Origin of the sequence: Fictibacillus sp. 23RED33 (assembly GCF_015903925.1) — a bacterium.
Classification (GTDB): domain Bacteria; phylum Bacillota; class Bacilli; order Bacillales; family Fictibacillaceae; genus Fictibacillus; species Fictibacillus phosphorivorans.
Window position 1 is genome coordinate 968169 of record NZ_JACZDX010000001.1, and the last position, 13934, is coordinate 982102.

Annotated in this window: 15 protein-coding genes; 9 read left to right on the plus strand and 6 right to left on the minus strand. The window is 38.7% G+C overall.

Features of this window, described 5'->3' with window-relative positions; genetic code table 11:
- Nucleotides 1–53: 53 nt before the first annotated feature.
- Complete coding sequence (locus IHV09_RS05105) at nt 54–683, minus strand: YktB family protein (protein ID WP_197263786.1); 630 nt, start codon at nt 681–683, stop codon at nt 54–56.
- Nucleotides 684–848: 165 nt separating this feature from the next.
- Between IHV09_RS05105 and IHV09_RS05110 the strand changes: the two genes are divergently transcribed.
- Nucleotides 849–1037, plus strand: coding sequence for a hypothetical protein (locus IHV09_RS05110; RefSeq protein WP_066393326.1), 189 nt, complete (start codon nt 849–851; stop codon nt 1035–1037).
- A 110-nt stretch (nt 1038–1147) separates the two neighbouring features.
- On the plus strand, nt 1148–1942 hold the full coding sequence (locus IHV09_RS05115) for an inositol monophosphatase family protein (protein ID WP_197127611.1): 795 nt from the start codon (nt 1148–1150) through the stop codon (nt 1940–1942).
- Between the two features lie 28 nt (nt 1943–1970).
- On the opposite strand, the gene IHV09_RS05120 is transcribed toward IHV09_RS05115, so the two are convergent.
- Nucleotides 1971–2141, minus strand: a complete 171-nt coding sequence (locus IHV09_RS05120) for a DUF5325 family protein (RefSeq protein ID WP_231618129.1) — start codon at nt 2139–2141, stop codon at nt 1971–1973.
- Nucleotides 2142–2291: 150 nt separating this feature from the next.
- Between IHV09_RS05120 and typA the strand changes: the two genes are divergently transcribed.
- From typA to IHV09_RS05135, 3 genes are all read left to right on the plus strand, one after another.
- A complete protein-coding gene (gene typA, locus IHV09_RS05125; protein ID WP_197263787.1) occupies nt 2292–4127 on the plus strand; it encodes a translational GTPase TypA in 1836 nt (611 codons plus the stop codon).
- 84 nt (nt 4128–4211) lie between these two features.
- The gene (locus IHV09_RS05130) at nt 4212–4490 is read left to right on the plus strand and encodes a YlaH-like family protein (protein WP_231618199.1); all 279 of its coding nucleotides are present in this window, start codon (nt 4212–4214) and stop codon (nt 4488–4490) included.
- A 13-nt stretch (nt 4491–4503) separates the two neighbouring features.
- The gene (locus tag IHV09_RS05135) at nt 4504–4782 is read left to right on the plus strand and encodes a hypothetical protein (protein ID WP_197127612.1); all 279 of its coding nucleotides are present in this window, start codon (nt 4504–4506) and stop codon (nt 4780–4782) included.
- On the opposite strand, the gene IHV09_RS05140 is transcribed toward IHV09_RS05135, so the two are convergent.
- The 3 genes from IHV09_RS05140 to IHV09_RS05150 form a co-directional block, all read right to left on the minus strand.
- Nucleotides 4783–5229: a hypothetical protein gene (locus tag IHV09_RS05140; RefSeq protein WP_197263788.1), complete on the minus strand. Its 447-nt coding sequence runs from the start codon at nt 5227–5229 to the stop codon at nt 4783–4785.
- Nucleotides 5219–5419, minus strand: a complete 201-nt coding sequence (locus IHV09_RS05145) for a YlaI family protein (protein ID WP_197127614.1) — start codon at nt 5417–5419, stop codon at nt 5219–5221. Before IHV09_RS05145 ends, IHV09_RS05140 begins: the two co-directional genes overlap by 11 nt.
- A 352-nt stretch (nt 5420–5771) precedes the next feature.
- A complete protein-coding gene (locus tag IHV09_RS05150) occupies nt 5772–6401 on the minus strand; it encodes a YhcN/YlaJ family sporulation lipoprotein (RefSeq protein WP_231618130.1) in 630 nt (209 codons plus the stop codon).
- A 140-nt stretch (nt 6402–6541) separates the two neighbouring features.
- On the opposite strand from IHV09_RS05150, the gene IHV09_RS05155 reads away from it, so the two are divergent.
- Nucleotides 6542–7876 (plus strand): PhoH family protein, encoded by a 1335-nt coding sequence (locus tag IHV09_RS05155; RefSeq protein ID WP_197127616.1) that lies wholly within the window; start codon nt 6542–6544, stop codon nt 7874–7876.
- 54 nt (nt 7877–7930) lie between these two features.
- On the opposite strand, the gene IHV09_RS05160 is transcribed toward IHV09_RS05155, so the two are convergent.
- The gene (locus IHV09_RS05160; RefSeq protein ID WP_197127617.1) at nt 7931–8440 is read right to left on the minus strand and encodes a peptidyl-prolyl cis-trans isomerase; all 510 of its coding nucleotides are present in this window, start codon (nt 8438–8440) and stop codon (nt 7931–7933) included.
- Between the two features lie 143 nt (nt 8441–8583).
- On the opposite strand from IHV09_RS05160, the gene IHV09_RS05165 reads away from it, so the two are divergent.
- The 3 genes from IHV09_RS05165 to pyc all read left to right on the plus strand — a co-directional run bounded on the left by IHV09_RS05165 (nt 8584) and on the right by pyc (nt 13922).
- Nucleotides 8584–8853: a YlaN family protein gene (locus IHV09_RS05165; protein ID WP_370568668.1), complete on the plus strand. Its 270-nt coding sequence runs from the start codon at nt 8584–8586 to the stop codon at nt 8851–8853.
- A gap of 445 nt (nt 8854–9298) precedes the next feature.
- Nucleotides 9299–10456, plus strand: a complete 1158-nt coding sequence (gene ftsW / locus IHV09_RS05170; RefSeq protein ID WP_198769815.1) for a putative lipid II flippase FtsW — start codon at nt 9299–9301, stop codon at nt 10454–10456.
- A gap of 22 nt (nt 10457–10478) precedes the next feature.
- Nucleotides 10479–13922, plus strand: a complete 3444-nt coding sequence (pyc, locus tag IHV09_RS05175) for a pyruvate carboxylase (protein ID WP_197191215.1) — start codon at nt 10479–10481, stop codon at nt 13920–13922.
- The last annotated feature ends 12 nt before the right edge of the window (nt 13923–13934 follow it).

Below are 13934 nucleotides of genomic sequence, written 5' to 3' on the forward strand. Positions count from 1 at the left end.
ATATACTAGTGGTAAGAAGCAGCGTATTCTCTGCTTCCTGCCACTTTTTTTCATTACAGTTTTTTCTTTAATTCGTATAGGGGTAAAAGCGTCTTAAACGTTTCATCAATTCGTTCGTACCAGTCATTCTCACTCATGTTTGACGCTTTGTCTCTTTCAATGCGAACGCCACAAAGCAATTCAGCTTTTTTCACAGTGCTAAGACGGCTTGCCATTTCTTCTAGTCGTTCCTTTTTAACCTCACGATGTGGAAAACTATCCGGCTTCATATGATCATCAGACCATACGAAATCGTTAGGTATGTTCTTCTTAATCTTGTTTAGGTTCTTAAGGATCAATTGGCCATAAGCATCCTTTATTGGTGCTTCGTAAATGAGCGCGAACCACAGAAATACATGTGTTTCCCAAAGTCCTATTTGAAAATGTGGCAACATTTTATATCCTCTTTTGTTAGGTGCAAAGGCTACCCAAGTATCCTTTGGAGGATTTACAGTCCTTCTTGCATGTTTTGCTACATGAAAGAACATTTCTTCTCCAGTAAGAACAGTAAGTTCTTCTGCATATTTATTACCTAAGGACTCAAGTTTTGGCCGAATCTGGCTGATGATTTGCTCCATACGCTCATCAAGACCTTGCGTTTGGAAAACATTGAAGTCTGAATCATTAAATCCGTTAAATGTCATTTGAAAAATCCTCCTGATGATCAAGTGCTACAAAGAATTTTACCATACGAAAAGCTTTATAAAAAAATGTTTGCATTAGATTCCGCAAAGTGCCGTTTCCATATACATGGTTGCTTCATAAAATGAAGAAAAGAAGAAAACGAAAAGAAAGGATGTGCCCGTGAAATGAAACAAGTAATGAACACTTTAAAAAGAACGGATGCAGAAAGAAGAATTCCAGTATTAAAACTTGAGATTGATTATGAACTAGCTACTTTGTTTGATGCTTTAAAAGCGAAAGATCAAAAACAGATCAACGAATCGAAGCGTAAGCTCGAACGATTAAGGCTGGAGCTCGTGAGATTAGAAGCATGATCCAAGCTGATAGCGGATAACAAAAACGAATCCATCATGAACGGATGGTTCGTTTTTTTGTGAAGAGAATGAAATTGCCTTATACTATAGTAAAGGTAAGGAGTGAAAACATGACGAACGAAGAAATGATAACCATAGAGAAACACATGAAGACATGGACACTTGAAGCCGCACAGCTCTTAAAAGATTCTTTTCAGAGCACATTAACGATTACATATAAATCTCATATCGCAGATCTAGTCACGGATATGGATAAGAGTATTGAGAAATTTTTTATTAATAAGATACAACAAACCTTCCCAGACCATAAAGTACTTGGGGAAGAAGGCTTTGGAGATGAGATAAAAGGGAATTCCAATGGTGTTATTTGGATTATTGACCCGATCGATGGCACAACAAATTTTATCCATCAACAAGCTAATTTTGCGATTTCAATTGGAGTTTATGAAGATGGAATCGGAAAACTAGGATTGATATATGATGTGGAGGGAAGTAACCTTTATTTTGCTAAAGATGGTGAAGGTGCTTATTTAAACGATAAGAAATTACCGAAATTAGAGGAAGTCACTTTATCAGAATCTGTTGTTGGTGTTAATGCAACGTGGGCGGGTCCGAACAGACGAATCAATCACGAGCATGTCCAACAGATCATCAGAAAATCTAGAGGGACTCGATCATACGGCTCTGCTGCAATTGAACTTGCTTATGTTGCATCAGGAAGACTCGATGCCTATATGACACTTCGACTTTCCCCGTGGGATTTCGCAGCAGGTTTAATCCTTTTAAATGAAGTAGGTGGGATTGTAAGTAGAACGGATGGAGAACCTGTACAGCTTCTTGAACAAAACAGTATTCTCGCTGCAAAGCCAGGGTTGCATAAAGAAATATTAGACCACTTATTATAAAGCGCAACGCAAAAAAGAGAACGTCCGATTAGGAACGTTCTCTTTGCTTCTTTTTAAGAGTAAACCCGTATCCCATAAGAAAAAATACAGAAACGGTCGATATAAGAAAGATCAACCAGCTTTTTTCACCAATAGCTATTCCAATGCCACATATTGCAAATGCCGTTAGTAGAGCTATAAAAAAGAAAATGATATTCATGATGACCTCCAAGCCAAAAACTTGTCTATACTGTATAAGTGTACCGAATTTACATAAAAAGAAAAAGCCTTTCTGTAAATTTGTGATATAATAGTCAAGTTGAACAAAAAATGATAAGAAAAAGAGATAGGATATAAGGAGAGAATACACTTGAATAGAAGAGATGATTTACGCAATATAGCAATTATTGCCCACGTTGACCATGGTAAAACGACATTGGTGGACAAATTGCTACATCAGTCAGGAACTTTCCGTGACAATGAACAAGTTAATGAACGTGCTATGGATTCCAATGCTTTAGAACGTGAGCGTGGAATTACAATTCTAGCTAAAAATACAGCGATTAATTATAACGAGAAACGCATTAACATCATGGACACTCCAGGACATGCCGATTTCGGTGGTGAAGTAGAACGTATCATGAAAATGGTTGATGGTGTTCTACTTGTTGTAGATGCATATGAAGGTTGTATGCCGCAAACGCGTTTTGTTTTGAAAAAAGCGCTAGAGCAAAAGTTAACGCCAATCGTAGTTGTAAACAAAATTGACCGTGACTTTGCACGCCCAGAAGAAGTAGTAGACGAAGTAATCGATCTATTCATTGAACTAGGTGCTGAAGAAGATCAATTAGAATTCCCTGTTGTTTATGCATCTGCGCTTAAAGGAACAGCTTCAATGGATCCTAGCAAGCAAGATGAAAATATGACAGCTCTTCTTGATACAATTATTGACACGATTCCTGCTCCAGAAGATAACAGCGCTGAGCCACTTCAGTTCCAAGTTACGATGCTTGATTACAACGACTACCTTGGACGTATCGGTATTGGTCGTGTATTCCGTGGAACGATTAAAGTTGGTCAAGCCGTTTCATTAATGAAGCTTGATGGATCAGTTAAAAAGTTCCGTGTTACAAAGCTGTTTGGTTTCTTAGGTTTGAAACGTATTGAGATCAATGAAGCAAAAGCTGGAGACTTAATCGCTGTATCTGGAATGGAAGAGATCAACGTTGGGGAAACAGTTTGTCCTGAAGGTCAAGAAGAAGCACTTCCTGTTCTTCGTATCGATGAGCCAACATTGAAGATGACTTTCTTAGTTAACAACTCACCGTTCGCTGGTCGTGAAGGAAAATATGTAACAAGCCGTAAAATTGAAGAGCGCTTAATGTCTGAGCTTGAAACTGATGTAAGTCTTCGTGTTGAAAACACGGATTCTCCAGATGTTTGGACAGTTTCTGGTCGTGGTGAACTTCACCTTTCAATCTTGATTGAAAACCTTCGCCGTGAAGGATTTGAACTTCAAGTATCAAAGCCAGAAGTAATCGTTCGTGAAATTGATGGCGTTAAATGTGAGCCAGTTGAACATGTTCAAATTGACATTCCTGAAGAGTACACAGGTGCGATCATGGAATCTTTAGGAGACCGTAAAGGTGAAATGAAGAACATGGTGAACAACGGTTCTGGTCAAGTGCGTCTTGAGTTCATGGTACCTGCTCGTGGTTTAATCGGTTATACGACTGAATTCTTAACACAAACACGCGGATACGGAATCCTAAACCACACGTTCGACAGCTATCAGCCTATGGTTGCTGGAAACGTTGGTGGACGTCGTCAAGGTGTACTGGTTTCAATGGAAAACGGAAAAGCATCTCAATACGGAATCATGGGTGTTGAAGACCGTGGTACGATCTTTATTGAGCCAGGAACAGAAGTATACACGGGTATGATCGTGGGGGAACACACTCGTGAGAATGATATTACGGTTAACATCGTAAAAGTGAAGCAGATGACAAATATGCGTTCTGCGAACAAAGACCAAACGGTTAGCATGAAGAAGCCTCGTATCATGTCATTAGAAGAAGCGTTAGAATACTTGAACGATGACGAGTATTGTGAAGTAACACCTGAAAGCATTCGTCTTCGTAAAAAAGTACTTGATAAGAACGAGCGTGAAAGAGTAGAAAAGAAAAAGAAACTTGCTCAAGGCTAAACGTATTTCTTAACAAAACGATCGGGAGTGGGAATCGTGGAGGAACAAGAAATCATGAAAGCGACAGGGGAAGATTCATCCTCCATGGCATTGCTGCTAGGAATTGAAAACGACCCTGTCAGAGCTTTTCTGCTGTTATATCTCATCATAACAGTGTTAAGTATCATTGTTTTTAAGTTAGGTTTTGCAAAAAAACTGCCGCCGCTAAAAGCGATAGTCATCTATTTGTTTTTGATTATCGGATGTCTGCCACTAGCATTTTTCGGCATCGGTTTGCCTGTTGCTGAAGGTTTGATGGTAGCCGCACTCATCTTGATCATCTATAAAGTCCGGCTTCATCAGAGCAAGAAAGAAAAAAGCTGATAGGGGGTTCATTATGCAACTTGTTGACGCTCTATCCAATTGGTTGAGCATTAAGAAAGTACATGAAGAGAGACCCCGAGACCAAGCAGCTAAGGAGACTTTTGAGTTTTTTACTGAGATTCTCACAGAGGATCATCATGTAAACATCTCTACTGTATCGACTTCAGGTCCGTTTTATGTCGTTTTGTATGAAGTTAACGGCATTGAAAACTCCGAAAAGTTTTTTATCGATAGTATCGATGCTTTATATGAAGGAATTCAAAGTGAACCAAGATTTAACGAGGAGTACTGATTAATCAGTACTCCTTTTTTTGTTTAGGAGTGTAACAAAATAAGCTATGATTATCGCGAAGAGTATATGGCCGAGCAGCCAAATGATAAAAGGTAAGGTTAGTGGGGCTGAGAATGGCTTTTCAACAGCTAGGTGGTACAGAGGAAAAAATGTAAAAGACATGATCACATTTATGATTAACGAAATCTGATAGGGATGATAATAAATTCTGCAGAACAGATCTACGAATGCAATCAAAATGATCGCTATGATAATATGAAGAACAAATTGAAAAGGTTCATTATAGATAACGGAATCAGGAAGAGGCAGGAAATCAATATTTAATAAGAATGTGTAAAGATTCAATCCAAATAACACTTCTGGAACGTAAAAAAAACAAGCCAGCAGAATGCCGGCAAGGGAACCAAATAAAATCCATGAAATAATTCTTATGTTATTACCAATCATTGTTTGTATCCGGACTTCGATATAATGTGAAATTACCTGTAGCTTCACGCTGAGCGGTTTTTCGCGTTATGCGTTCTCTGCAAGATTCGCACATAAACGTGTGTATGGGACGGTTTCTTAATTTTTTTGCAAGTGAGCATTCATTTTCAATTACTTCGATCGTATCACATAATACGCATTTTACACGCATCGTATTTCACCTCTTTCAAATAGTATACCATAAAGAAATTGGAAAATTAAACGAACGATGCTTGGGATGCGAGTAGAGAGTAATGTAACGGATCGTTTTTGATAAAAAGCAATGTACGTAACCCTGGGGTGAACAAAATTAACCGAGTGTCTTTCTTTAGCGAACACATATCGTTTTTTACGAGGTAATTTGTATTTTATCCGTAGAAAGCAGTCTTAATTACGAGGTAATTCTGATTAATTACGAGTATAAAATTTTTTATCCGATTTTCGACAAAACATCTGTGTTTAACAAGTGTAAAAAAGACTCATGAGCTAAGGCGCTATGAGTCTTTTTTACATATCTCAAAAAATCACGTTTCATTCAATCGTTGAGGCTGATTTTTATCTGATTTTTCTTGTTTTTGTTGTTGGTTTTTAAGCTCTTGTTGTTCTCTTTCTGATAATTGACTATCGTTTGTTTCTGTTGGAGATGGCTTTTTCGTTTGTATACTGTGAGGTACTTGTGGCATCAGACGTCCAACGATCCCTGCAAGCTCCTTCATAATTCCGCCGATTGGATGACCTTGCCGGATTTGTTTACCCATCTGACGAAGTCTTTCTACCGTATCAGGATCAGCTGTAACGAGTGCATTCTTTCCATTTGGATCGTTTTTTAGAGATTCTGCTACTGAATACTTTATAGAACCAACCTTTGAATTATCAAGCTTGCGATCTACATCTATCCCTACTACTGCATATGGGCCTAATACTACTGCAGTTGCATCTTCAACGCCTGGAATACCTGTTGCGAGACCTACAAGGTGTCTCGATATTTCTTGAGATCCTTTTGGCTGGTGAGGCTTCTTACTATTTGCAGTTTGGTTGACTTTAGTAAGCCTCGGAGTGTTTTGGTCATTTTGAGCGTTATCATTATTATTGTTCATGCAGCCAAAAAGTACGAATATAGCACTAAGAACGGCTACGATACGAAATATTTTCAATGACATTCATCCTTCCAGTTCATTTTCCTTATTTTTTGTACATTCTTCTAACTTTATTCCTTTGTACATACATTTTTAATAGGCAGTCCATAAAGACGCTAAATGAACAATGACTAGAACACATTAAGTCAGGAGGCTGAATGTTGAATAAACGATACGTCCTAGATACGAACGTGCTGTTGCAGGATCCATACTCCATACAATCCTTTGGAGATAGTGAAGTGATCATTCCTGCAGTCGTGTTAGAAGAAGTGGATTCAAAGAAACGTTATATGGACGAAATTGGAAGAAATGCACGTGAGGTTTCTCGTTTGATCGATAGAGTCAGACAAAAAGGACAGCTTCATAAAGGAGTTCCTCTAGAAAATGGAGGTACCCTTCGAGTAGAACTCAACCATAAATCCTTTAAAAGGCTTCAGGAAACCTTTGTTGAACAAACAAACGATAACCGAATACTGGCAGTTACCTTAAACCTAAAACAAGAAGAAGAAGAGAAGAAAAGCGGAATAAAAGTTATACTTGTTTCAAAAGATGTGCTCGTCCGAGTAAAAGCTGACGCACTTGGAATAGAAGCTGAAGATTTTCTGAGCGATCGCGTTATAGACAAGAATGATCAAACGTACACAGGCTATAAAGAAATTTATGTACAAGGTGATCTGTTGAATAAATTTTATGAAAAAAATGAACTTCAACTGATCGAGTTGACAGGTCACTCATTTCATCCTCACCAATTTGTAATCTTAAAGGATGTGTTCAGATCTTCGGTTTCTGCTCTTGGAAAAGTTGATGAATTCGGTAAGACGTTAAAGCCGCTTCGATATGATTCAGAACAAATATGGGGAATTCGAGCAAGAAATGTTCAGCAAAAGATGGCGTTTGAGTTACTTCTCAGAAAAGATTTGCCACTCGTAACTCTGATCGGTAAAGCTGGAACTGGAAAAACACTGATAACGCTCGCTGCAGCACTTCTTCAAACAGAGGATTTGAAAGATTATATCAAGCTCTTTATTGCTCGACCGATCGTTCCGGTCGGAAAAGATATCGGCTATCTGCCAGGGGAAAAAGAAGAAAAATTAAAACCGTGGATGCAACCTGTCTATGACAACTTAGAATATTTATTTAATACAAAAAAATCAGGTGAACTGGAAAAGATTTTAGCTGGTATCGGTTCAATTCATGTTGAAGCACTGACTTATATTCGAGGAAGAAGTTTGCCGGACCAATTTATCATCATAGATGAAGCGCAAAATTTAACGAAGCATGAAGTAAAGACCATTTTAACACGTGTCGGAGAAGGCAGTAAGATCGTTCTCTTAGGAGATCCTCAACAGATCGATCATCCGTATTTAGATGAATTTACTAACGGATTAACGTATGTAGTAGAGAAATTTAAAGATCAAGCATTGAGTGGGCATGTTCGCTTAGAAAAAGGAGAACGTTCATCGCTAGCTCAGATTGCTGCAGATCTATTATAAAGTTGTATGGTCATTAAAAAAGACAGCCCAATTATGAGCTGTCTACATTTTCAATTAAAGAATCGTTACTGCTGAAATGTGTTTGATCGGATTTTCTTTGTTGCGACCATCACCAAAATAAAAATGTACAGGGCCGTCTTCTTTTAGCGGTTTTCCACTGTTAGAAAAAGCAAAGTATCCGTTTTGTGCTTCCTCAAGTGTGATCTCAACGCTACCGTCCCCTGACTCAAGCCTAACTTTTTCTGCGTCAGGGAGCGGTTGTGCATTATAGATAAAATAGGATAGAGAAATTGCAAATGAACTTGATAATAATGTTTCTTTTAAAGTGGTTTTTGAACTTTTTTTCTTTTGCTCTTGCTCTGAAGGGGGAACGGCACCCTCTTGTAATTCGCGGTCCCAATGTGCAGACACTTCTTTTAAGTATTTTTCTTGCTCGTTTTCCTTCGATTTATCTAAATCGAACAATGTGTGTAAATCCTCTTTTCTATCATCAAAAATCCATACTCCTGGATCTAATGTAAGGGGATAGTTTACTTTTCCGTTTAATGCAACGATGAACTCCATATAAACCTCCTTGAATTTGAAAACGCTATAAAAAGCATAGCACGATTATAAGAATACTGTAATATGTTGATTTTTTTTATGCAAACCTTTATATTTAAAGGTAGAAATCGTGTCGAACGGAGGGATGATCATTGTCAGCTGAGATGGCAACTGGACATCGGGAAAGGGCATTTGAACTATTAAAAGCAGATGCAGACAAAATCCTGAAACTAATTGAAGTTCAAATGGAAAACTTAACAATGCCACAATGTCCCCTCTATGAGGAAGTATTGGATACGCAAATGTTTGGTTTATCCCGTGAAATAGATTTTGCAGTCCGTTTAAACCTGGTCGAAGAAGAAGCAGGTAAGAAATTATTAGAATCACTTGAAAAGCAGTTAACTGCTTTGCACGATGCCTCAATGAAAAAATGATCGACACCCAGTCCGAGAATGTAAATTGGACTGGATTTTTTTATATATATAACTAAGTTTGTATTTTAATAATAGGCTGTTTTCGTAAATTTTATTGCTTTTGGGCTTTTGGTCCTGTCGTCTTAAGGAAGTCACTCTTGCTACTATGTCTTCATCATGATGTGTTCGCAGTAAGTTTCTTTGTCTGAGGGCTTACAAGAAGTTTCTAATGTGGTAGTCACCCACCTTCCACTCCACACAACTGTTCAAAGATGACTATGAAAATGAAAAGCAACTATTCTGTAGGTTAAAGCCTATTCAAAAACAAGATAAAACCTTCGAAATAGTATAAGAAGCTGAAGCTGTAGTGTTGTATCATAAATAAAAAAGGTTTATGTGATACAATATCTAATAATTATAAAGATGCAGTTTCAAGACTTCAGAAGAGAGGAGAAAGGTGAACAACGTGAAAAAAGCAGTAAGACCCTATGACTATTCTTTGATAGTAGCCGTACTATTATTGTGCAGTGCTGGATTAGTCATGATCTACAGCGCGAGTATAGGGGTAACGATCAATAAATACGATTACAGCAGTAGCTTTTTCTTTTCGAGACAACTTGTCTTTCTGCTAGTTGGGATAGGACTCATGTATTTTACCATGAGGTTCAATATACAAATCTACAAAAAGTTAATGATGCCTATCGTCGTCTTTTCAATTCTCATATTGATATTTGTCTTATTGTTCGGACGAGAAGTGAACAATGCAAAAAGTTGGCTATACATAGGTCCGATCGGTATTCAGCCTGCTGAATTTATTAAGCTAACACTAGCTATCTACTTAGCGGCAATCTATTCAAAGAAACAAGGGAAGATGCAAGATTTCAAAAAAGGAGTCATCCCTCCACTAACGATTTTCGCCATCATGTTTCTATTGATATTGAGACAGCCAGATTTAGGGACAGGCATTATCGTTTCAGGTGTTGCTGGAGTTATTCTGTTCTGTTCAGGTATAAAGTTTAAACATATTTTTTCAATGGCAGCTTTAGCGGGTATCGTAGGGTTAGGTATATTCCTTCGTTTAACCCCAGAACAACTTTCTCGTTTCGATGCAGCTTATGCACCCTTCAAAAATCCTGCGGGCGACGGTTATCAGCTCGTTAATGGATATATTTCTATCGCTGCGGGTGGAATGACAGGATCAGGTCTAGGTGAGAGTATTCAGAAATATGGATTCCTCCCAGAACCACATACAGATTTTATAATTGCCATCATCGCCGAAGAACTAGGTTTTATTGGAGTATTTTTGATCATCGCCTTGTTAGGGTATATCGTTTTAAAAGGATTTTATATAGGTATGCAAAGTAATGATACATATTCAAGCTTATTAGCTTTTGGTATCGCTGGAATGATAGGTATTCAAACAGTGGTCAATCTAGGTGCAGCAGTAGGGTTATTGCCGATTACTGGTGTTCCGTTACCATTTATTTCGTATGGGGGCTCATCCCTTCTTTTGTTTCTAACATCGATGGGGATTCTTATAAATATTTCTGCAAAAGTAAATCTGAACAAGAAAGTCCCAGATAAAAAGCCCGAAGTAAACAGAAAGATAAAAGCTATCATGTAACGGTAAAAGGAGAGGAACTTGTATGAGTAGAAAAATCAGCAAAGTCTTAGTAGCAAATCGTGGGGAAATTGCAATTCGGATTTTCAGAGCTTGTACCGAACTAGATATACGAACAGTAGCTATTTATTCGAAAGAAGATACGGGATCTTATCATCGTTATAAAGCGGATGAGGCTTATCTAGTAGGCGAAGGAAAGAAACCGATCGATGCTTATCTGGATATTGAAGGTATTATCGAAATTGCAAAAGCAAATGGTATCGACGCAGTTCATCCTGGATATGGTTTTTTATCAGAGAACAAGGAATTTGCAGAACGCTGTAGTGAAGAAGGCATCATTTTTATAGGACCGAACGAAAAACATCTTGATGTATTCGGGGATAAGGTTAAAGCTAGACAAGCTGCTATTGATGCTAACATTCCAGTAATTCCAGGTAGTGATGGACCTGTTAACAGTCTTTCAGAAGTGAGAGACTTTGCTCTAAGTAATGGTTTTCCAATCATCATCAAGGCATCTATGGGTGGCGGTGGACGCGGAATGCGTATCGTCAGAAGTGAAAACTCCCTTGCAGAAAGTTACGATCGTGCTAAATCAGAAGCAAAAGCCGCGTTTGGTAAAGATGAAGTATATGTTGAAAAATTTGTAGAAAACCCAAAACATATTGAAGTACAAATACTCGGAGATCATGAAGGGAACTTAGTGCATTTATATGAGCGTGACTGTTCTGTACAAAGAAGGCACCAAAAAGTAGTCGAAGTTGCACCAAGCGTCTCGCTATCTGATGAGCTTCGTCATGATATCTGTAAATCAGCTGTATCGTTGATGGAGCATGTAGGGTATATCAATGCAGGTACCGTTGAGTATCTAGTAACGCCAGACGGCAAATTTTATTTCATAGAAGTAAATCCGCGCGTTCAGGTGGAGCACACGATTACTGAGATGGTCACTGGAATCGATATTGTCCAATCGCAAATCCTTATCGCAGAAGGATACCCGTTGCATGGAAAAGAGATTGGAATTCCAAAGCAAGAAGATATTTATTGTCATGGCTATGCGATCCAATCGCGAGTAACGACAGAAGATCCTTCTAATCAGTTCATGCCTGACACTGGTAAGATCATGGCGTATCGTTCAGGTGGAGGTTTTGGAGTTCGATTGGATGCTGGTAATGGATTCCAAGGTGCGATTATCACTCCTTTCTATGATTCTTTACTCGTTAAAGTGTCTACGTGGGCTTTATCTTATGAGCAAGCAGCATCTAAAATGTTAAGAAACTTAAAAGAGTTTCGTATTCGTGGGATTAAAACAAATATTGCTTTCCTTGAGAACGTTGTAACACACCAGAAGTTTTTATCAGGTGATTATGATACTTCTTTCATTGATACAAGCAGTGAACTCTTCGTCTTTCCTAAGCGTAAAGATAGAGGAACGAAGATGCTTTCCTATATTGGTGCAACAACAATTAATGGTTTCCCGGGACTTGCTAAGCAGGAGAAACCTAATTTTGCTAAACCTCGTATTCCAAAAATAAAGCACTCAGAACCGATTCCGAATGGAACGAAGCAATTGTTAGACGCTGAGGGGCCAGAAGCTGTGTCTCGCTGGATAAAGGATCAAAAGAAACTCTTACTTACGGATACAACCTTCCGAGATGGTCACCAATCATTGCTAGCAACTCGCGTTCGTACGAATGACCTTTTGCACATTGCTGAACCGACCGCAAGATTATGGCCAGAAATGTTCTCACTTGAAATGTGGGGAGGAGCAACGTTTGATGTTTCTTATCGTTTCCTTAATGAAGATCCATGGGACCGCTTGATTAAGCTGAGAGAAAAAGCTCCGAACGTGTTGTTTCAAATGTTACTTAGAGCTTCAAACGCAGTAGGTTACAAAAACTATCCAGATAATGTCGTTGAAGAGTTCGTTAAAAAGTCAGCAATGGCAGGAATCGATGTGTTCCGAATCTTTGATAGCCTAAACTGGGTGGAAGGAATGAAAGTGGCAATCAGAGCTGTTCGTGAGACAGGAAAAATTGCCGAAGCAGCCATCTGCTATACAGGAGATATTTTAGACCCGAACCGTACGAAATATGATCTGAAATATTATGTGAATCTCGCGAAAGAACTTGAAGCGGAAGGAGCACATATACTAGCTATTAAAGATATGGCAGGACTATTAAAACCTCAAGCTGCTTATGACTTAGTATCAGCGCTGAAGCAAGCGGTCGAAATCCCGATCCATCTTCATACGCATGACACGAGTGGTAACGGAATCTATACTTACGCAAAAGCGGCTGAAGCAGGTGTTGATATCGTAGACGTTGCTGTAAGTTCTATGGCGGGTCAGACATCTCAGCCTAGTGCAAATTCACTCTACTACGCGTTAGCAGGGAACGAAAGACAGCCAGATTTAAACATTGATCATGTTAAAGATCTATCTTCTTATTGGGAAGATATCAGAAAATATTACTCAGGGTTCGAAAGCAATTCGGCTGCACCAGATCCGGAAGTTTATGAGCATGAGATGCCAGGCGGGCAGTTTAGTAATCTTCAGCAGCAAGCAAAGGCAGTCGGTCTTGGAGACCGCTGGGATGAAGTCAAACAGATGTATCGTAGAGTGAATGATATGTTTGGCGATGTGGTTAAAGTTACACCATCTTCAAAAGTTGTAGGTGACATGGCTCTATATATGGTTCAGAACAACTTAACGGAAGATGATGTTTATGATCGAGGAGATTCATTAGATTTTCCTGACTCTGTTGTAGAATTCTTTCAAGGGTACCTGGGGCAGCCGTACGAAGGTTTTCCTAAAGAGTTGCAGCGTATCATCTTAAAAGGAAGAGAACCTTTGTCAGAGCGGCCAGGGGAGCTTTTAGAAGCTGCTGATTTTAATGACATTAAGGAAACGTTATTCCATAAGATCAATCGCCAAGTAACAAGTTTTGATGTTTTGGCGTATGCGCTATATCCAAAAGTATTCTTAGATCGTGAAAAGATGTATTCACAATTCGGTGATATCTCAGTTCTTGATACGCCAACATTCTTTTATGGAATGAAGCTAGGGGAAGAGATTGAAGTCGAAATTGAACAAGGTAAGACTTTAATCGTGAAGCTCGTTTCAATCGGTGAAGCACAGAATGATGGATCTAGAGTACTTTACTTTGAACTTAACGGTCAATCGCGTGAGATCGTAGTCATCGATGAAAGTGCAAAAGTAACCGTATCTGCAAAACAAAAAGTAGATCCTTCAAACCCAGCTCAAATTGGTGCAAGTATGCCAGGAACGGTGATAAAGGTTCTAGTTGAACAAGGAGAAAAGGTTAAAAAAGGTGATCATCTGATGATAACTGAAGCCATGAAGATGGAAACAACCGTTCAAGCTCCATTCGATGGAACCGTTAAAGAGATCTCTGTTCAAAACGGAGAAGGAATCGCTGCTGGGGATCTGTTGATAGAATTGATTAAGTAAAAATAAAAAAAC